The sequence below is a fragment of the Micromonospora echinofusca genome (genome assembly GCF_900091445.1).
Lineage (GTDB): Bacteria > Actinomycetota > Actinomycetes > Mycobacteriales > Micromonosporaceae > Micromonospora > Micromonospora echinofusca.
Genome location: NZ_LT607733.1, coordinates 1,538,923 through 1,557,773 on the forward strand (window position 1 = coordinate 1,538,923; position 18,851 = coordinate 1,557,773).

Annotated in this window: 13 protein-coding genes and 3 pseudogenes; 12 read left to right on the top strand and 4 right to left on the bottom strand. The window is 75.1% G+C overall.

What is annotated here, in order from left to right; genetic code table 11:
* Positions 1–5: 5 nt before the first annotated feature.
* From trpB to GA0070610_RS07130, 4 genes are all read left to right on the top strand, one after another.
* Complete coding sequence (gene trpB / locus GA0070610_RS07115; RefSeq protein WP_088999280.1) at positions 6–1,244, top strand: tryptophan synthase subunit beta; 1,239 nt, start codon at positions 6–8, stop codon at positions 1,242–1,244.
* A gap of 4 nt (positions 1,245–1,248) precedes the next feature.
* A complete protein-coding gene (trpA, locus tag GA0070610_RS07120) occupies positions 1,249–2,052 on the top strand; it encodes a tryptophan synthase subunit alpha (protein ID WP_088999281.1) in 804 nt (267 codons plus the stop codon).
* Between the two features lie 76 nt (positions 2,053–2,128).
* A complete protein-coding gene (gene lgt / locus GA0070610_RS07125; RefSeq protein ID WP_172896434.1) occupies positions 2,129–3,316 on the top strand; it encodes a prolipoprotein diacylglyceryl transferase in 1,188 nt (395 codons plus the stop codon).
* Between the two features lie 12 nt (positions 3,317–3,328).
* A complete protein-coding gene (locus tag GA0070610_RS07130) occupies positions 3,329–4,516 on the top strand; it encodes an FAD-dependent oxidoreductase (protein WP_088999283.1) in 1,188 nt (395 codons plus the stop codon).
* 155 nt (positions 4,517–4,671) lie between these two features.
* On the opposite strand, the gene GA0070610_RS07135 is transcribed toward GA0070610_RS07130, so the two are convergent.
* Positions 4,672–5,517 (bottom strand): GNAT family N-acetyltransferase, encoded by an 846-nt coding sequence (locus GA0070610_RS07135; RefSeq protein WP_088999284.1) that lies wholly within the window; start codon positions 5,515–5,517, stop codon positions 4,672–4,674.
* 146 nt (positions 5,518–5,663) lie between these two features.
* On the opposite strand from GA0070610_RS07135, the gene gltB reads away from it, so the two are divergent.
* From gltB to GA0070610_RS07155, 5 genes and pseudogenes are all read left to right on the top strand, one after another.
* Complete coding sequence (gene gltB, locus GA0070610_RS07140) at positions 5,664–10,385, top strand: glutamate synthase large subunit (RefSeq protein ID WP_088999285.1); 4,722 nt, start codon at positions 5,664–5,666, stop codon at positions 10,383–10,385.
* Positions 10,378–11,886: a glutamate synthase subunit beta gene (locus tag GA0070610_RS07145; protein WP_088999286.1), complete on the top strand. Its 1,509-nt coding sequence runs from the start codon at positions 10,378–10,380 to the stop codon at positions 11,884–11,886. The genes gltB and GA0070610_RS07145 overlap by 8 nt, the downstream gene beginning before the upstream one ends.
* A gap of 33 nt (positions 11,887–11,919) precedes the next feature.
* Positions 11,920–12,060: pseudogene (locus GA0070610_RS31335) on the top strand (lipase); the annotation flags it as partial.
* Positions 12,061–12,300: 240 nt separating this feature from the next.
* On the top strand, positions 12,301–14,883 hold the full coding sequence (locus tag GA0070610_RS07150) for an FtsK/SpoIIIE domain-containing protein (protein WP_088999287.1): 2,583 nt from the start codon (positions 12,301–12,303) through the stop codon (positions 14,881–14,883).
* A 4-nt stretch (positions 14,884–14,887) separates the two neighbouring features.
* Positions 14,888–15,754, top strand: coding sequence for a hypothetical protein (locus GA0070610_RS07155; protein WP_088999288.1), 867 nt, complete (start codon positions 14,888–14,890; stop codon positions 15,752–15,754).
* A gap of 237 nt (positions 15,755–15,991) precedes the next feature.
* Here the strand turns inward: GA0070610_RS07155 and GA0070610_RS31660 are convergent, their stop codons facing one another.
* Positions 15,992–16,126, bottom strand: a complete 135-nt coding sequence (locus GA0070610_RS31660) for a hypothetical protein (protein WP_269458866.1) — start codon at positions 16,124–16,126, stop codon at positions 15,992–15,994.
* A gap of 116 nt (positions 16,127–16,242) precedes the next feature.
* The gene (locus GA0070610_RS07165) at positions 16,243–16,602 is read right to left on the bottom strand and encodes a hypothetical protein (protein ID WP_088999290.1); all 360 of its coding nucleotides are present in this window, start codon (positions 16,600–16,602) and stop codon (positions 16,243–16,245) included.
* A gap of 175 nt (positions 16,603–16,777) precedes the next feature.
* Here GA0070610_RS07165 and GA0070610_RS31905 point away from each other — a divergent pair.
* From GA0070610_RS31905 to GA0070610_RS07175, 3 genes and pseudogenes are all read left to right on the top strand, one after another.
* Positions 16,778–16,957: pseudogene (locus GA0070610_RS31905) on the top strand (helix-turn-helix domain-containing protein); the annotation flags it as partial.
* 81 nt (positions 16,958–17,038) lie between these two features.
* A pseudogene (locus GA0070610_RS31910) lies at positions 17,039–17,122 on the top strand (XRE family transcriptional regulator); the annotation flags it as partial.
* Positions 17,110–17,304, top strand: a complete 195-nt coding sequence (locus GA0070610_RS07175) for a DUF397 domain-containing protein (RefSeq protein WP_088999292.1) — start codon at positions 17,110–17,112, stop codon at positions 17,302–17,304. The pseudogene GA0070610_RS31910 and the gene GA0070610_RS07175, both read left to right, overlap by 13 nt.
* 78 nt (positions 17,305–17,382) lie before the next feature.
* Here GA0070610_RS07175 and GA0070610_RS07180 read toward each other — a convergent pair whose 3' ends face one another.
* Positions 17,383–18,714: a pentapeptide repeat-containing protein gene (locus GA0070610_RS07180; protein WP_157747057.1), complete on the bottom strand. Its 1,332-nt coding sequence runs from the start codon at positions 18,712–18,714 to the stop codon at positions 17,383–17,385.
* Positions 18,715–18,851: the final 137 nt, after the last annotated feature.

The following is an 18,851-nucleotide window of genomic DNA, read 5'->3' on the forward strand; positions in this document are numbered from 1 at the left end:
TTCCGATGAGCGCCGACGCCCTGGCCGCGGAGACCGGTCCGTTCCCCGACGCGGCGGGCCACTTCGGCCGCTTCGGCGGCCGGTTCGTGCCGGAGGCGCTGGTCGCGGCGCTCGACGAGCTGGACGCCGCGCACCGCGCCGCGATGGCCGACGAGTCGTTCCGGGCCGAGTTCGCCGCCCTGCTGCGCGACTACGCCGGCACCCCGTCGCTGCTCTACGCGGCCGAGCGGTTCTCCGCCAAGGTGGGCGCGCGGGTGCTGCTCAAGCGGGAGGACCTCAACCACACCGGGGCGCACAAGGTCCGCAACGTGCTCGGCCAGGCGCTGCTGACCAGGCGGATGGGCAAGCGTCGGGTGATCGCGGAGACCGGCGCCGGCCAGCACGGCGTCGCCACCGCCACCGCCGCCGCGCTGTTCGACCTCGAGTGCGTGGTCTACATGGGCGAGGTCGACACCGAGCGGCAGGCGCTCAACGTGGCCCGGATGCGGATGCTCGGCGCCACCGTCGTCCCCGTCACGAACGGCTCGCGCACCCTCAAGGACGCGATGAACGAGGCGATGCGCGACTGGGTCGCCAACGTCGACGAGACCCACTACCTGATCGGCACGGCCGCCGGGCCGCACCCCTTCCCGGCGCTGGTGCGCGACTTCGTCCGGGGCATCGGCGACGAGGCGCGCCAGCAGTGCCTCGACCTGACCGGCGCGCTGCCCGACGCGGTGACCGCCTGCGTCGGCGGCGGCTCCAACGCGTTGGGCATCTTCCACGCCTTCGTCGGCGACCCCGACGTGCGGCTCTACGGCTTCGAGGCCGGCGGCGACGGGGTGGAGACCGGCCGGCACGCGGCCAGCATCACCGGCGGCTCCGCCGGGGTGCTGCACGGCACCCGGACGTACGTGCTCCAGGACGACGACGGGCAGACCTGCGAGTCGCACTCGATCTCCGCCGGGCTGGACTACCCGGGCGTCGGGCCCGAGCACGCCTGGCTGCACGACAGTGGGCGCGCGACGTACCTGCCGGTCACCGACGACGAGGCGATGGCCGCGTTCGAGCTGCTCTGCCGCACCGAGGGCATCATCCCGGCGATCGAGAGCGCGCACGCGCTCGCCGGCACCCTCCAGATCGCCCCGAGGCTCGCCGCGGAGCTGGGCCGGGAGCCGACGATCGTCGTCAACCTCTCCGGCCGGGGCGACAAGGACGTGCACACCGCCGGTGACTACTTCGGCATCCTCGACAAGGAGCAGTGAGAACGTGAGCCGGATCGGGGTGGCCTTCGACAAGGCCCGCGCCGACGGGCGGGCCGTGCTGGTCGGCTGCATGCCGGCCGGGTTCCCGACCGTCGAGGGCAGCATCGCCGCGATGACCGCCATGGTCTCCGCCGGCGTCGACGTGATCGAGGTGGAGATCCCGTACTCCGATCCCGTGATGGACGGTCCGGTGATCCAGAGGGCCAGCGACATCGCCCTCGCCGGCGGCGTACGCACCCGCGACACGCTGCGCGTCATCGAGGCGGTCGCGGCCACGGGGGCGCCCGTGGTCACCATGACCTACTGGAACCCGGTGGAGCGCTACGGCGTCGACGCCTTCGCCCGGGACCTCGCCTCGGCCGGTGGCACCGGCCTGGTCACCCCGGACCTGATCCCGGAGGAGGCCGGCGAGTGGCTCGCCGCCTCCGACGCGCACGGGCTGGACCGCACCTTCCTGGTGTCGCCGTCCTCGACCGACGCGCGGCTGGCGATGACCGTCGAGCACTGCCGGGGCTTCGTCTACGCCACCGCGATCATGGGAGTCACCGGCGCCCGCGCGCAGACCTCCGACGCGGCGCCCGTCCTGGTGTCCCGGGTACGGGAGGTCACCGATCTGCCGGTCGGCGTCGGGCTGGGCGTCGGCACGGGCGCGCAGGCCGGCACCGTCGCCGGGTACGCCGACGGCGTCATCGTCGGCAGCGCCCTGATCCGCTGCCTGCTCGACGCGCCGGACGAGGCGTCCGGGCTGGCTGCCCTGCGCGCGCTGAGCGCGGAACTCGCCGAGGGCGTACGCAACCCGACCCGCTGACCGGTCGGCCGCCGCGAGCGGCGAACGGTGGACCGGGGTGCCACCGGAGGGGCCCACGGCGGTAGCGTGTGCACCCGTGACCTACGCCTCGCTCGCTCCCCAGGCGGCCCTACCCAGCCCCAGCACCGCCGTCTGGCAGCTCGGACCGGTGCCGATCCGGGCGTACGCACTGTGCATCATTCTCGGCATCGTGGTGGCCTGCTGGGTCACCGAGCGGCGGTTGCGCCAGCGCGGCGTCGCCCCCGGCGCCGTTCTCGACATCGCGGTCTGGGCGGTGCCGGCCGGCATCATCGGCGCCCGCATCTACCACGTGATCACCTCGCCGGAGAAGTACTTCGGCACCGGCGGCGACCCGATGAAGGCGTTCGCCATCTGGGAGGGCGGTCTCGGCATCTGGGGTGCGGTGGCCGGCGGCGCCGTCGGCGCGTGGCTCGCGGCCCGGCAGCTCGGCATCCCGTTCGCGGTGGTCGCCGACGCACTGGCCCCCGGCCTGCCGCTCGCGCAGGCGATCGGCCGGCTCGGCAACTGGTTCAACAACGAGCTCTACGGCGGTCGGACCAGCCTGCCCTGGGGGCTGGAGATCCACCGGATGGACCCGGACAATCCGGGTCACGCGCTGCGCGACGACGCCGGTGAGCCGATCCTCGAACCGGGCCTCTACCACCCGACGTTCGCCTACGAGCTGCTGTGGAACCTGGGCGTGGCCGCGCTGGTGCTCGTGCTCGACCGCAAGCTGCGCCTCGGCCGGGGGCGGGCGTTCGCCCTCTACGTGATGGGCTACACGGCCGGGCGGTTCTGGATCGAGCTGATGCGCACCGACGAGGCGAACACCATCCTCGGCGTACGCCTCAACGTCTGGACCGCCGGCCTGGTCTTCCTCGGCGCCCTGGTCTACTTCGTGCGGGTGCGCGGCCCCCGGGAGTACCTGATCCCGGTCGGCGCCGCCCCGGCGCCCGAGCCGGTCGCCGACTCCGACGTCTCGCAGGTCGACCTGTCCGCGCGGGAGGCTGGCGCGCAGCCGGCCGCCCCCGAGGGCTACCGCGTGGTGAGCGAGGAGCAGTACCGGCACTGGCGGGAGACCGGCGAGGAGCCGGCCGGGGAGACCTCGCCCGGACCGGACGGCACGACGGCCGCCACCGCCGGCTCCGCCGCTGACGGCGCCGCGCCGGACGGGCCGGACGCCGACGGGCCGGACGCCGACGGGCAGACCGCGCAGGACCGGGCAGGGGCCACGGGCACCCGGCCCGCCGAGCGCGACAGCTGAGAAGGAGCACCCATGCGTAGCGCGGTCGTGGTCGGCGCCGGGATCGGCGGCCTCGCGGTCGCCGGCGCGCTGGCCCGCTCCGGCTGGCGGGTCACCCTCCTGGAGCGGGCCGACCGCGTCCGCCCCGAGCCGACCGCCGTGGCGCTCTGGCCCAATGGCGTACGCGCGCTGCGCGCCCTGGGCCTCGGCGCCGGCCTGGAGGCGATCGCCACGCCGCTCGCCGACGGCGGCGTGCGCCGCCCGGACGGGCACTGGCTGGTGCAGCCCCGCCCCACCCCGGCCGACCGGATGCCGGTGGTGGTGCACCGGGAGGACCTGCACGACGCGCTGATCGCCGGTCTGGGCGACGAGGTCGAGCTGCGTACCGGGGTGACCGTGCGGACGGTCCGCGCCGTGTCCGGGGAGCGGCCCTCGGTCGGCGACGGCCGGCACACCATCGAGGCCGACCTGGTCGTCGCCGCCGACGGCACCGACAGCGAACTCCGCCGGCAACTCGCCCCGGAGTCCGGCGTGGTCAGCTCGGGCTGTGCCGCCTGGCGGGCGGTGATCCCCTGGTACCGGGCCCCGAAGCTGCCCGCCGACCGACCCGTCGGCGGCGAGGTGCTCGGTGCCGGCTACCGGTTCGTGTCCGCCTCCCTCGGCGAGCGCGGCTCCTCCGGCGCCTCCAGCCGGGGTGGCATCTACTGGGTGGCCACCGCCGTCGGCGCGCCCCGCCCGGAGCCGCCGGAGACCCAGCTCGCCCTGCTGCGCCGCTGGTACGCGGGCTGGCCCGCGCCGATCGCCGACCTGCTCGACGCCACCGACCCGACGGATCTGGTGCAGCACGAGATCCGCGAGCTGCGGCCACTGCCCAGGTCGTACGGCTTCCCGGTCGGCCCGGGCGGGGTGGTGCTGCTCGGCGACGCCGCGCACGCCATGCCCCCGCACCTCGGCCAGGGCGCCTGCCTCGCCTTCGAGGACGCGGCCACCCTCGCCTCGCTGCTGCGCGAGTCCCGGCTGCCCGACGCGGTGGTCGCGTACGACCGGGCACGTCGGCCCCGCGCGGCCACGGTGGTCCGCCAGACGCGCCGGATGTCAGCGGTGCTCAAGGCCCGGGGCCCGCTGGCGCTGCGCGCCCGCGACGCCGCCCTGGGTGCCCTGAGTCCCCGCCTGCTCTCCACGGCGGCCACCACGGCCGCCCAATGGCGCCCCCCAACCTGACTCACCCGACCCCCGCGCCTACGGCTCGCGTGGCCCGCAGCCGCAAGGTGACGGTCAGTCAGCTAGCCGATGAACAACCGCCGCCGCGACGCTGATACCTCAGAGGCATGAAAATGCCTGTGTGGTATCGGAGCGTGCGGACACCACCGCCGTCGTCAGGGGGTTACCGGGGCGGGCTCGGCTATGCAGGCGGTGCCGATGCGGCGGAAGCCGACCCGCAGGTAGACGCGCGCGATGTCCTCGCTGCCGGCCGAGAGGAAGACCAGGCCGGTGCCGGCGGCCAACAGCTCGCGGGCCAGCGTGGCGGTGACCGCCGCACCCAGGCCACGCCGGCGGGCGGACGGCAGGGTGGCCACCCCGGCGATCTCGGCGACGTCGCCGACCCGCATCGCTATCCCGCTGGCCAGCGCGCCCTCGGTCGGCGTCTCCGCCAGCACGGACAGCCGCCGGCCGTCGGCGGCGCGGGTGCGCTCCTCGTCGAGCGCCGCCTCGTCCAACTCGGCCATCGCGGCGTCCCGCTGGGCGGGGCCGGCCTCGCCGGGTCCGGTGCCGGGCGCGGAGAACCCGACGTCGGCGACCGCCCGCCGCGCCGCGACGTCCGTCGCGAAGTCGGGCGCCGCCGCGTCGAGCACCCGCAGCGGTACGTCCGTGAGGGTGCCCGGGTCGGGCAGGGCGGCCGGGTCGAGCACCATCAGCGGCGCCTGAAGCACCGCCAGCCCCGCCGAGCGGGCCACGGCCAGCAGGTCCGGGGTGGTCTCGTGCACCCACTCGAGGGCCTCGGGCAGGCCCAGCTCGCGCTGCCGCTCGCGTACGGCAGCGACGTCCGCCAGCGACGGCGCCGCGCCGGCGTCGAGCCGGGGCCGGGCGTAGAACGGCCAGCCGGGGCCTTCCCGGACGAACAGGACGAGGCCGCCGTGCTCCTCCGCGCGGGCTCCGTCCCGGGGCACCGCATCGTAGAAACGCTCCAACCGGCCGAACAGGTCCTGGCGCAGAAAATCCACCGCGCGAGACTACACGTCCCAGACTCTGGAAGGTGTGATCAATCTGCACTGGCCTTGCGCGCCGGACCCTAACGTAGACTCAATAGACCCTTGAGGGCCGACGTCGTCCCGATCGAGATCCACCCTGAGCGACGACAGGAGGCCCGGTGGCCTTTCCGTACCCTCACAGCAGCCCGAAGCAGGCCCCGCACCTCGGCCCGGGAGCGCCCGCGGCCGGTCTCTACGACCCCGCGCAGGAGCACGACGCGTGCGGCGTGGCCTTCGTGGCGGACCTGCACGGACGGCGCTCGCACGCGGTCGTGGCCAACGGCCTCGACGCGCTCTGCCGGCTGGACCACCGGGGAGCCCGGGGCGCGGAACCGAACACGGGCGACGGCGCGGGCATCATGATCCAGATTCCGGACGCGTTCCTGCGCGCGGTGGTGGACTTCCCGCTGCCGCCCGCCGGCGAGTACGCCACCGGCCTGGTGTTCCTCCCCGACGACGACGCCGACGAGGCCCGCGCCCGCCGCGTGGTGGAGAAGTACGCGCTGGTGGAGGGCGCCCACCTGTTCGGCTGGCGAGACGTGCCGGTCGACCCGAGCGGGCTCGGCGAGACCGCCCTGGCGGCGATGCCCCGGGTCCGGCAGCTCTTCCTGGCCGCGCACCGGCTCACCGACTCGCCGGCCGGTCCGGCCGGGTCGCCGCTGCGCGGCATCGAGCTGGAGCGGGTGGCGTTCTGCGTGCGTAAGCAGGCCGAGCGGGAGAGCGCCGAGCGGGGCGTGCCGGCCTACTTCCCGTCGCTGTCGGCGCGGACCATGGTCTTCAAGGGCATGCTGACCCCCGGCCAGCTGCCGGCGTTCTATCCGGAGCTGACCGACGAGCGGGTGCAGAGCGCGATCGCGCTGGTGCACTCCCGCTTCTCCACCAACACGTTCCCGTCCTGGCCGCTGGCGCACCCGTACCGGCTCATCGCGCACAACGGCGAGATCAACACGATCCGCGGCAACCGGAACTGGATGCAGGCCCGCGAGGCATTGGTCCGCACCCCGAACATCCCCGGCAACATCCGCCGGGTCTTCCCGGTCTGCACCCCCGCCGCCTCCGACTCCGCGAACTTCGACGAGGTCCTGGAGCTGCTGCACCTGGCCGGGCGCAGCCTGCCGCACGCGGTGCTGATGATGATCCCCGAGGCGTGGGAGAACGACCCCGACATGGCCGCCGACAAGCGCGCCTTCTACCGCTTCCACGCGAGCCTCATGGAGCCGTGGGACGGGCCGGCGTCGGTCGCCTTCACCGACGGCGACGTCGTCGGCGCCGTGCTGGACCGCAACGGCCTGCGTCCGGGCCGCTGGTGGCGTACGGACGACGGGCTCGTGGTGCTCGGCAGCGAGGCGGGCGTGCTCGACCTCGACCCGGCCCGGGTGGTCGCCAAGGGCCGCCTCCAGCCGGGGAAGATGTTCCTGGTCGACACCGTCGCCGGCCGGATCGTGCACGACGAGGAGATCAAGGCCGAGCTGGCGGCCGAGCAGCCGTACGCCGACTGGCTGCACGCTGGCCTGATCGAGCTGACCGACCTGCCGCCGCGCGAGCACATCGTCTACACCCACGACTCGGTACGCCGCCGCCAGCAGGCCTTCGGCTACACCGAGGAGGAGCTGAAGATCCTGCTCGCGCCGATGGCGCGCACGGGCGCCGAGCCGCTCGGCTCGATGGGCACCGACACCCCGATCGCCCCGCTGTCCACCCGGCCCCGGCTGCTCTACGACTACTTCCATCAGCTCTTCGCGCAGGTCACGAACCCGCCCCTGGACGCCATCCGCGAGGAGCTGGTGACCAGCCTGGCGTCGACCATCGGGCCGGAGGGCAACCTGCTCGACCCCGGCCCGGCGAGCTGCCGGCAGATCGTGCTGCCGTACCCGGTGATCGACAACGACGAGCTGGCGAAGATCCTCTCCATCGACGAGGACGGCGACCTGCCCGGCTTCAAGGCCGTCCGGGTCTCCGGTCTCTACCGCCTGCGCGAGGGCGGCGCCGGCATCAAGGCCCGGCTGACGGAGATCTGCCGGCACGTCTCCGAGGCCATCGAGGACGGCGTACGCATCCTCGTGCTGTCGGACCGCGACTCCAACGCCGACCTCGCCCCCATCCCGTCGCTGCTGCTCACCGCCGCAGTGCACCAGCACCTGGTGCGCGAGCAGACCCGCACCCAGGTGGCGCTGATCGTCGAGTCGGGCGACTGCCGCGAGGTGCACCACGCGGCGGTGCTGATCGGCTACGGCGCGGCGGCGGTCAACCCGTACCTGGCCTTCGAGTCGGTGGAGGACATGATCTCCACCGGGGCGCTCGTCGGCGTCGAGCCGGTGAAGGCGGTCCGCAACTACGTCAAGGGCCTCGGCAAGGGCGTCCTGAAGATCATGTCCAAGATGGGCATCTCGACGGTGTCGTCGTACTGCGGGGCGCAGGTCTTCGAGGCCGTGGGGCTGGACGCCAAGCTGGTCCAGCGCTACTTCCGGGGCACCCCGAGCAAGATCGGCGGGATCGGGCTGGACGGCATCCACGTCGAGGTCGCCGCCCGGCACGCCGTGGCCTGGCCGCCGCCGGGCGCTGAGCCCACCGACCGGCTGGAGGTGGGCGGCGAGTACCAGTGGCGCCGCGAGGGCGAGCTGCACCTGTTCAACCCGGAGACGGTCTTCCTGCTCCAGCACGCCACCCGCAGCCGCCAGTACGACGTCTTCCGCCAGTACACGGCCAAGGTCGACGAGCTGGCCGCGAAGGCGGGCTCGCTGCGCGGCCTGTTCACCCTGCGTACGGGCGTGCGGCCCCCGGTGCCCCTCGACGAGGTCGAGCCGGCCACCGAGATCGTCAAGCGGTTCGCCACCGGCGCCATGTCGTACGGGTCGATCTCGGCGGAGGCGCACGAGACCCTCGCGATCGCGATGAACCGCCTCGGCGGCAAGTCCAACACCGGCGAGGGCGGCGAGGACGTCGAGCGGCTGCACGACCCGGCCCGCCGCTCCGCAGTGAAGCAGATCGCCAGCGGCCGGTTCGGGGTGACCAGCGAATACCTCGTCAACGCCGACGACCTTCAGATCAAGATGGCGCAGGGCGCCAAGCCCGGCGAGGGCGGGCAGCTGCCCGGCAACAAGGTCTGGCCGTGGATCGCCCGTACCCGCCACGCCACCCCCGGCGTGGGCCTGATCTCCCCGCCGCCGCACCACGACATCTACTCCATCGAGGACCTCGCGCAGCTCGTACACGACCTGAAGTGCGTCAACCCGTCCGCGCGGGTGCACGTCAAGCTCGTCAGCGAGGTGGGCGTCGGCACGGTGGCGGCGGGCGTGGCCAAGCTCAAGGCCGACGTCATCCTGATCTCGGGCCACGACGGCGGCACCGGCGCCTCGCCGCTGAACTCGCTCAAGCACGCCGGCACCCCGTGGGAGCTGGGGCTGGCCGAGGCGCAGCAGACGCTGCTGCTCAACAAGCTGCGCGACCGGGTCACCGTGCAGGTCGACGGGCAGCTCAAGACCGGCCGGGACGTGCTGGTGGCGGCGCTGCTCGGGGCCGAGGAGTTCGGCTTCGCCACCGCGCCGCTGATCGTCGAGGGCTGCGTGATGATGCGCGTCTGCCACCTCGACACCTGCCCGGTCGGCATCGCCACCCAGAACCCGGTGCTGCGGGAACGCTTCACCGGCCGGCCGGAGTTCGTGGAGAACTTCTTCCTGTTCCTCGCCGAGGAGGTCCGCGGCTACCTGGCCGAGCTGGGCCTGCGGTCGATCGAGGAGGCCATCGGGCAGGCCGAGCTGCTCGACGTCGCCCCGGCGATCGCGCACTGGAAGGCCGGCGGGCTCGACCTGACCCCCGTGCTGCACCTGCCGGAGCTGCCCGCCGGGGCCGCGCGCCGGGGCGTACGGGCCCAGGACCACGGCCTGGAGCTGGCGCTGGACAACGAGCTGATCGCACTGGCCGCCCCGGCGCTGCGCGACCGTACGCCGGTGCGGGTGGCGGTGGCGGTGCGCAACGAGCACCGCAGCGTCGGCGCGATGCTGGGCGGCGAGGTGACCCGCCGCTTCGGCGGGGCGGGCCTGCCCGCCGACACGATCGAGTTCACGCTGCGCGGCACCGCCGGCCAGTCCTTCGGCGCGTTCCTTCCGCACGGGGTCACCCTGCGGCTGCACGGCGACGCCAACGACTACGTGGGCAAGGGCCTCTCCGGCGGTCGGCTCATCGTGCGGCCGGACGCCGCGGCCCCCTTCCTCGACGGCGACGCCGCGCCGGGGCAGCGGGCCGAGGACCAGATCATCGCCGGCAACACCATCCTCTACGGGGCCACCGCGGGCGAGTTGTTCCTGCGCGGCCGGGTGGGGGAGCGGTTCGCGGTGCGCAACTCCGGCGCGGTGGCCGTCGTCGAGGGCGTCGGTGACCACGGCTGCGAGTACATGACCGGCGGGACCGTGGTGGTGCTGGGACCGACCGGCCGCAACTTCGCCGCCGGCATGTCCGGCGGTACGGCCTTCGTGCACGCGCTGGACCGCCGGCGGGTGAACGCGGAGCTGGTCGACCTGGCGCCGCTGTCCGAGCCGGAGCAGGCAATGCTGCACGAGCTGGTGCAGCGGCACTTCGCCGAGACCGACTCGGCGGTCGCCGAGGGGCTGCTCAAGCGCTGGCCGGAGGCGGTGGCGGAGTTCACCGCCGTGGTGCCCCGCGACTACCGCCGGGTGCTGGAGATCATGCGGGCCGCCGAAGCCGCCGGCCGCGACGTCGACGACGCGGTGATGAGCGCACTGGCGGGCCCTGCCGCCTCGGCAGCGCAGCCGGCGCCTTCCGCTTCGTCTGTGCCGACCCTGCCCGCCTCGCGGGTGACGGTCCAGGAGGTGGCTCGTGCCTGACCCGAACGGTTTCCTGCGCTACAACCGGCGGCTGCCCGCGCGCCGCCCGGTGCCGGTGCGGATCAGCGACTGGCGCGAGGTGTACCCGCCGGCCGGCGAGGAGCTCATCCGCGAGCAGGCCACCCGCTGCATGGACTGCGGCATCCCGTTCTGCCACGACGGCTGCCCGCTGGGCAACCGCATCCCGGACTGGAACGACCTGGTCCGTACGGGCAACTGGGACGCCGCGGTGGACTCGCTGCACGCCACCAACAACTTCCCCGAGTTCACCGGCCGGCTCTGCCCGGCGCCCTGCGAGGCGGCCTGCGTGCTCGGCATCGGCGGGGGCGAGCCGGTCACCATCAAGCAGGTCGAGGTGGAGATCGCCGACGCGGCCGTCGCCCGGGGCGGGCTGTCGCCGCGCCCGGCGTCGACGCCGACCGGCCGTTCGGTCGCCGTGGTCGGCTCCGGGCCCGCCGGTCTCGCCGCCGCGCAGCAGCTCGCCCGCGCCGGTCACGCCGTCACGGTGTACGAGCGCGACGACGCGATCGGCGGCCTGCTGCGGTACGGCATCCCGGACTTCAAGCTGGAGAAGGTCCACATCGACCGGCGCCTGGCCCAGCTCTCCGCCGAGGGGGTGCGCTTCCGCACCGGGGTGGACGTCGGCGTCGACGTCACCGCCGAGCAGCTGCGCGCCGAGCACGACGCCGTGCTGCTCGCCTGCGGCGCGCTTCAGGGCCGGGACACCCCGCAGACCCCGGGCCGCGGGCTGCGCGGCGTACACCAGGCGATGGACCACCTCGTGGCGGCCAACCGCGTGGTGGCCGCGGCGGCGGGCGGGCGGCCCGACACGGCGGTGCTGCCCGACGGGGACCCGATCGACGCGGCCGGCAAGCACATCGTGATCATCGGTGGCGGCGACACGGCGGCGGACTGCCTGGGCGTGGCGCACCGTCAGGGCGCGGCCGGCGTACACCAGCTGGACCTCTACCCGCAGCCGCCGCAGGCGCGCGACGAGACCCGGGACCCGTGGCCGACCTGGCCGTGGCTGCTGCGCAGCTATCCGGCGCACGAGGAGGGCGGCGAGCGGGTCTTCGCCGTCGCTGTGCAGGAGTTCGTCGACGACGGCACCGGTCAGGTGCGCGCGGTGCGGATCGCCGAGGTGACCGTGGAGAAGCGGGACGGGCGGCGCATCGTCACCCCGCTGCCCGGCTCGGAGCGGGAGCTGCCGGCCGACCTGGTGCTGCTGGCCATCGGCTTCGAGGGCACCGAGCAGCAGCCGCTGCTCGACCAGTTCGGGGTCTCCCGCAACGCGCGCGGCGCGATCGACGCCCGGCCGGACTGGCAGACCGGCGTCGACGGCGTCTTCGTCGCCGGCGACATGCACCGGGGCGCCTCGCTGATCGTCTGGGCGATCGCCGAGGGCCGCGCCGCGGCCGCCGCCATCCACGCCCACCTGGGCGGGACGGGCACGCTGCCGGCCCCGGTGGACCCGGCCCGGGAGCCCCTGGCCGCGCGCTGAGCGCACCGTCCGCTCAGTGTCCGGCGTCGGCGCCGGCCCGTACGACCTGTCCACCGGGTCTGCGCGGCCGACCCGTGGATCCGCGACGTCGGCGGCGTCATCGAGGCGTACCGCCTCGACGCCGACGGCTACCGGTACGGCTACCTGCCGGCCCTCAACGCCGTCACCGGCTGACCGCCCCGCCGGACGGGCGACGACCGCCGAGCCGGGCACTGGCCCGCGTCGGCGGCCTCGACCCACCCCGCACACGCGGACGGGTCCCTTCCCGCAGGTCTGCGACCAGGGAGGGGCCCGTCCGCGCGCCATCGTGGAGCGGCCGCCCGCCGACGCGCCCGGCTCGCCGCTGTCCGGGTGTCGCCGCTGTCCGTTAGGGTCCTTGGGGACCAGGCGGGGCGACGGCGACGGGAGCAGAAAGTGGGCAGGCTCGCGTCGGCGTACGGGCAGGCGGTCGCGGCGCACCGGGCGGCCCGGGCGCACCTCGACACCGCCCGCCGGGCACTCGCCGGGCAGTCGCCCCAGGCCGCCCCGGCCGGCGCGTCCGAGCTGGTCACCCGGCTCGCGGCGCTCGGCGGCACGCTCGCCACGCCCACCCCCGGGGCCACCCCGGTGGCCGCCGCGCCCGTACCGTTGCGCGTCGGCGAGGCGTCCACACCCGACGGCGGCTTTCCCGTCCTCGTACCGCTGGGCGGCGGCCACCACCTCGCCGTCGACGCGGACGCCCGCGACCCCCGGGTGGCCGGCCTGCTGCGCGCGCTCGTGCTGCGGCTGCTCGCCACCGCCCCGACCGGCGGCGTCCGGGTCGCCGGCATCGACACCGCCGCGCTCGGCGCCACCTTCGGGCCGCTGCGCCCGCTCATCGACGCCGGCGTGCTCGACCCGCCGGCCACCGGCGAGGCCGAGGTGACCGCCCTGCTCGACGCCGCCGAGCGGCACGCCCGCGCGGCCCGGCACGCCGACCGCCCCGACCAGGAACTCCTGCTTGTCGTCGCCGCGTCGGCCCCGCCGCCGCGCGAGGCGGCCCGGCTCGCCGCGCTCACCCACGCCGGGCCGGCCGCCGCCGTCTGCGTGCTGGCCGCCGGCCGGCCCACCGCCGCGTCGCCCGAGCCGGCACCGCAGCTCGGCGCCACCACCATGATCCGGTTGACCGAGCGGTACGCCCACGTCGGCGACCCGCCCGGGGCCCCGTTCAGCCACGACGGCAGCGGACTGGCCGTCCCCGTGCTGCTCGACGGCGACCCGCCGGCCGCGTCCGTGGCCGCCCTCGCCGCGCACCTCGGCGCCGCCGCCCGGCGCAGCGACGCGGTCGGTTTCGCCGAGCTGCTGCCCGACCGACGCTGGGCCGAGTCGGCGGGCAACGGGCTGCGCACCGTGGTCGGCCGCGCCGGCCGCGACCCGGTCACCGTCGCCTTCGACGACGCCACCCCGCACTGGCTCGTCGGCGGGCGCACCGGCGCCGGCAAGACCGTCTTCCTGCTCGACGTCCTCTACGGGCTGGCCGCCCGCTACTCGCCGGCCGAGCTCCAGCTCTACCTGCTCGACTTCAAGGAGGGGGTGAGCTTCACCGAGTTCGTGCCCACCCCCCGCGACCCGTCCTGGCTGCCGCACGCGCGGGCGGTCGGCATCGAGTCCGACCGGGAGTACGGCGTCGCCGTGCTGCGCGAGCTGCGCCGCGAGCTGTCGCGGCGGGCCACCACCCTCAAGCGGCACGGCGTCACGAAGCTCGCCGACCTGCCCCGCGACACCCCGGTGCCGCGCATCGTGGCCGTGATCGACGAGTTCCACGTGCTCCTCGCCGGCAACGACGCGCTGGCCCGCGAGTCGGTCGACCTGCTGGAGGAGTTGGCCCGCAAGGGCCGCTCGTACGGCGTGCACCTCGTCCTGGCCAGCCAGAGCATGACCGGCGTCGAGGCGCTCTACGGCCGGGCCGAGGCGATCTTCGGCCAGTTCGCGCTGCGGGTGGCGCTGCCCGGCGGCGGCGGGGTGCTCGACCCGCTGAACGAGGCCGCCCAGACCCTGCCGATCGGCTCGGCCGTGCTCAACACCGCCGCCGGTGCCGTCGGCGCCGACACCGTCGTCCGCTTCCCCGACGCGCACGCCGCCGCCGGGGAGCTGGCCGGGCTGCGCCACGAGCTGTGGCAGGCCCGCGCGGCGGGCACCCGCCCCCCGTCGGTCTTCAAGGGCTACGAGGCCGCCCACGTCGAGGACGACCCGACCTTCGCCGGGCTGCGCCCGGGCGGGCGCCGGCCGTTGGCCCTGGTCGGGCGCACGGTCGACGTCGAGGGCACCTCGGCACTGTTCATGATGGACGCCTCCCCGGGCCGGCACCTCGCCGTGGTCGGCACCCCGGTCACCGGCGCGGAGGTGCTGCGCGCGGCCACCCTGAGCCTCGCCCGGCAGCACGCCCCGGGCGACGCCCGCTTCCTGCTCGCCCCGCTGGTCACCGCCGCCGAGCCCGCCGCCGACGACACCGCCGCGATCCTGGCCGCCGCCGGCCACCCCGTCGACCGCATCGACGCGCCCGGCCTGCGCCGGCACGTCGGCACCCTCGCCGCCGCGCTGTCCGCCCCCGACGAGCCCGGGGGCCTCGCGGCGGGCGGCACCGCCCCGGTTTCCGGCCGCACCTATCTCGTCGTCTTCGGCGTCGACGCCGCCAGCGGGGTGCTCGCGGCCACCGACCCGGAGACGTTCCGCTCCGGCCACGACGACCTGCGCACCGTCCTGCGGCAGGGGCCGGGGCGGGGGGTGCACCTGCTCGGCTGGTGGCGCGGGCTGCGCCGACTCGCCGACGACCTGGGCGGCGCCCACAACCGCGACGACGTCGCCTGCCTGGTGGCGCTGAACGTGCCCGGCACCGAGCTGGGGCTGCACCTCGGCGTGCACGACCTCGCGTACGCGCCCCGGCCCGACCGGGCGCTCCTGGTCGACCGGCACGACCAGCGCACCCGGCTCATCGTGCCGTTCGCCCGCGACGGGCACGGCCCGGACGGGGAGGACTGAGGCGGTGTCCACCTTCGAGGAGTACGCGGCACTGGCCCGGCAACTCGCCGAGCGGCGGCGTGCCGGCGAGCGCGGTGCCGCCGCCGACGCCGACCGGCGACGCAACCTGCACGCCACCGCGGACTACCTCCAGCACCGGCTCACCGCGCAGGGGCAGCGCCTCGACCAGCTCGGCCAGGCCATCGGCATCCCGGCGTCCAGCGTGCCCACCGGCCCCGCACCCGCGCCGTCCACAGCGCCTCCGGGTCAGGCGCCCGCGCCAACGGGACCCAACGGGGGTGCCGCGCTCGCCGGTGCCGGATCGGGGGAGCGGGAACCCGCCGGCGCAGCCGGCGCGCCGGGGCAGCCGGAGGTCGGGGCGTACCTCCAGGGTGGGGCGGGGGAGGCGAGGCTGGCGCTGCCGACGGCGGCGAGCCCGGCGGCGGCCGGGGTGCCGGCGCAGCGCCCGGCGGAGGCCGACCCGACCGTCGAGCTGGAGCTGGCCCGCCGCTACGCCGACGAGTCCGACCGACACGGGCAGCAGACCGAGCTGCTCGCGCAGCGGCCGGCGCTCCTGCCGGACTGGTCGCCGGTGGCCCAGGCCGTCGGCGTCTACGCGGGCTGCGCGGCCGTGGGCGCGCTCCTCATGATGATCATGGTGCTCGCCTCCGGTGTCGGCCTGGTCGACGGCTTCACGCTCGGCGCGTGGATCTGCGCGGGTCTGCCCGCGCTGTCCTTCTTCGCCGGCTACCTGGTGCTCGGCCGCTGGGGGCGACCGGCCATCGTCGCCGGCACGCCGCCCCGCTACGTGCACCTCGGCTTTCTGATCTGCTTCGCGGCCGTGCCGGTCGCCTACGTGGCCTTCCTGCTGCTGTTCCGCGTCCTGCGCTGAGCACCCGCCACGCCGGCCCATCGACGCGTCGGACGTCCCGTGGTCGGCGCGGCGCCTCGTGGTGGTGGGCCAGCCGGGCCCTGTCGAGCTGCCCCGCCCACGAGACCACCTTCCAGTCCGGGCCCGCGACGCTCGCGGTGCCCGCCGTCGCCCGCCCTCGGGCGGCGTAGCCTTGTCCGAAGTGGCAACCGGCAGGTCCCCGGGAGCCGCCGCGCGGCGCGGGTGCCCCAGCGGCTGTCAGCGGGGGTGGACCGGCACCCAGTCCGTGAACCGCCTGTGCAGATCCGTCGACCGTACGTCCAGGTCCTGCTCGGCGAGCTGGCCGGCGGCCTCCTTGCGCAGGGTCACGAGGTGGACCAGGAGCCCGGGCATGTCGTCCCGGTACCTCGCGAGGAGACGCAGCTTCGCCGGAGAACAGGGCCAGGCGATCCCGCAGGCCCGGCAGCGCCACGTCGGGCGGGACGGTACGTGGAGGTGGAGAGGCGCGCTCACCGGCTGGTCCTCGCGTTCCGCCGGACGGGAGCGCGGCGCTCGGCCGATGGCGCCTGAGTGGGACGCATCCCGTCGGGCCGTACGTACAACTCGCGACGGTCGGTCGCCTGGCCGCGCGCGTCGAGCTGATACACCTCGACCCACGTCCAGCCGTGGTACGTGACCAGGTCGGTCCGCTCGCGGATCACCCGTACCGTGATCGGCGTGGCGAACTGCGGCGACGCCTCGCGCGTCAGCAGGTAGACGCCGGGGTCGGCCCGGGGCGTCCCGTCCTCGCGGGTGCGGGCCGTCGCGGCGGCGGGGCGCGTCGCCCAGCGCGACGCCGGTACGGCATTCGCGGGCCTCGGCACGGGCACAGGCGTCTCCTTTTCGTCGTCGGTGAAGGGAGTGCGGGCTGGGCGTCCCGCGCTCCTTCCACCCTGGACGCTCGCCCCCTAGGCTCGGAACAGTCACCGCCCGATCGCGGAACGTAGTGCACGGTTGCGGGCTGCCGACGAACGGTGTGGAGAGTCGTGGAAGGGCGTGGAAGCCGTGGGAATCTCGCCGTCGGAGTACCTGCTTCGTGAGCTGCGACGGCGCCGGGCCGCCGCCGGGTTGACCCAGGCGCAACTCGGCGAGCTGGTCTTCTGCTCGGACTCCCAGGTGAGCGTGATCGAGACCGGGGCGAAGCCGCCGACCGCGCCCTACCTGACCGCCGTCGACAAGGCGCTGGACACCGGCGGATACTTCGCGACGCTCTGGAACGAGCAGACCACCGGGCAGCCTGACGCGATTGCCCGCGTGGGGCTCGCGTGGGCCGCTGTCCGCGGCGAAGCCCTCCCGCTGAGGCAATCACTCGACGTGCTCAAGGAAGCGGCGAAGACATGGACATCCTGACCGGTGCGCGGTGGCGCAAATCGTCCCGCTCGTCCACCAACGGCGGCACCTGCGTCGAGGTCGCCGACAACCTGCCCGGCGTCGTCGGCGTACGGGATTCGAAGGACCCCACCGGCCCCGCGCTGCTCTTCACCCCGACCGCCTGGCGGGCCTTCGTCGCCCGACTCGGCGACCGCGCCTGACGAACGACCCGACGAGCGGGCGCGCGTCGGGTCGCCGCACCCGGGCAGCTGCCGAAATCCGCCGTCGGCGAGCGGCAGTCAGTCGTCGTCGAGCCGGCCGACGGTCGTGCCCTTGGGCCAGACGTGCGGGTCAGCGACCGTCGCCCGAGCGTGTTCGACCAGGGGCGGACGGGCGAACGTCGCCCCCTCGAAGGTGACCGGCCCATGGAAGCGGGACCGGCCGAAGTTCGCGATGCCATCGAACCGGGCCCCCTCGAACGAGGTCCGGTCGCCGAACTTGGTCCACCGGAACAGGGCCAGGTCTCCGAAGCGGGCCAGTCGGAACCCGGCGTAGCCGGCGATCGTGGCGCGGTCCATCGAGACTCCGCTCAGGAAGACCGCTTCGCGGAAGGTCACGCTGTGGGTGAAGTGGGCCGCATCGAAGGTCGCCGTCCGGTGCAGCGTGGCTCGCCGGAACGAGGCCCGGCAGATGATGGCCTGCCGGCACGACAGGTCGCCGGCCAGGTCGGCCCGGTCGAAGCTGACCCGGCCGGTGATCTCGGCGTCGTCGAGGGCGATCTCGGCGTCGCCGCGCAGGTCGTCGCAGACCAGGTCCGCGAAGGTCGCGCCCAGCCGCAGCCGCCCGCGCACGGTCGCGCCGGCCAGGCTGGTGGTGCCGGCGCAGACCGCGCCCGTCAGGTCCGCGTCGTCCAGCGTGCAGCCGGCGGCGTCGAAGCCGTCGAGCCGGGCGCCGGTCAGGTCCAGCCTGACCCCGGGCCAGAAGGCGTCGTCGTTCGTGCGCAGGTGCCGGGTCAGGACCCGCTGCGCGGTGCGGCGCACCTCCGCCTCGCGCGCGTCGTCCTGCGGCGCCGGCATCCGAAGGTACGCGCAGAGCACCGCCACGATCGTCTCCCGCTGGGCGGGATTGTCCTGCCCGAGCCGCTCCAGGGCGTGCAGGCCGCCCAGGCGTACGGCGGCGTTGTCGTTGCCCAGCAGTTCGACGGCGCCGGTGTACAACTCGGTCAGCCGGCGCTCGGCGGCGTCGTGTTCGGCCGCCTCGGCCTGCCGCTCCTGGTGACGCTGCCCGGCCTCGGTGATCGCCTCCGTGTGCGCCTGCACCCGTTCCCGGTGCGCCTGGTCCTGCGCGGCGACGGCCTCCTGGTGTCGCTGCGCGCGTTCGCCGATCCACTGCCGGCGGGCGGCGAGCAGCAGCGCGAGCCCGCCGCCGGTGCCGGCCACCACGGTCAGCCCGGTGCGGATGGCGTCGATGCGCAGCGTCGCGCGGGTGTCCGGCTGGGCGGCGCGGTCGGCCTCGCCGAGCAGCCAGTCGAGCACCAGCCACCCCAGTAGCGCGGCGACCAGCAGCCCGACGAGCACCAGCCACCACGGCATCACCCGCAGCGGCTCTTCGCGGGGCGGTGTCGGACGCACGGGTCACAGCATGCCACCGCGCCCGGGTCGGCGGGGCACCGTCCGGCGTGGACGGACGCCGTCGGGATTGCCGGTTTGTGCTCCCGGCGCGAAAGAGGTTACCGGGCCGTAACTTGTGATTGACGTTTGTGGATTAC

Coding starts and splice junctions, on each gene's coding strand:
- trpB (WP_088999280.1), top strand. CDS start 6: ATGAGCGCCGACGCCCTGGCCGCGGAGACCGGTCCGTTCCCCGACGCG.
- GA0070610_RS07130 (WP_088999283.1), top strand. CDS start 3,329: ATGCGTAGCGCGGTCGTGGTCGGCGCCGGGATCGGCGGCCTCGCGGTC.
- GA0070610_RS31660 (WP_269458866.1), bottom strand. CDS start 16,126: ATGCCCGGGCTCCTGGTCCACCTCGTGACCCTGCGCAAGGAGGCCGCC.
- GA0070610_RS07175 (WP_088999292.1), top strand. CDS start 17,110: ATGGACATCCTGACCGGTGCGCGGTGGCGCAAATCGTCCCGCTCGTCC.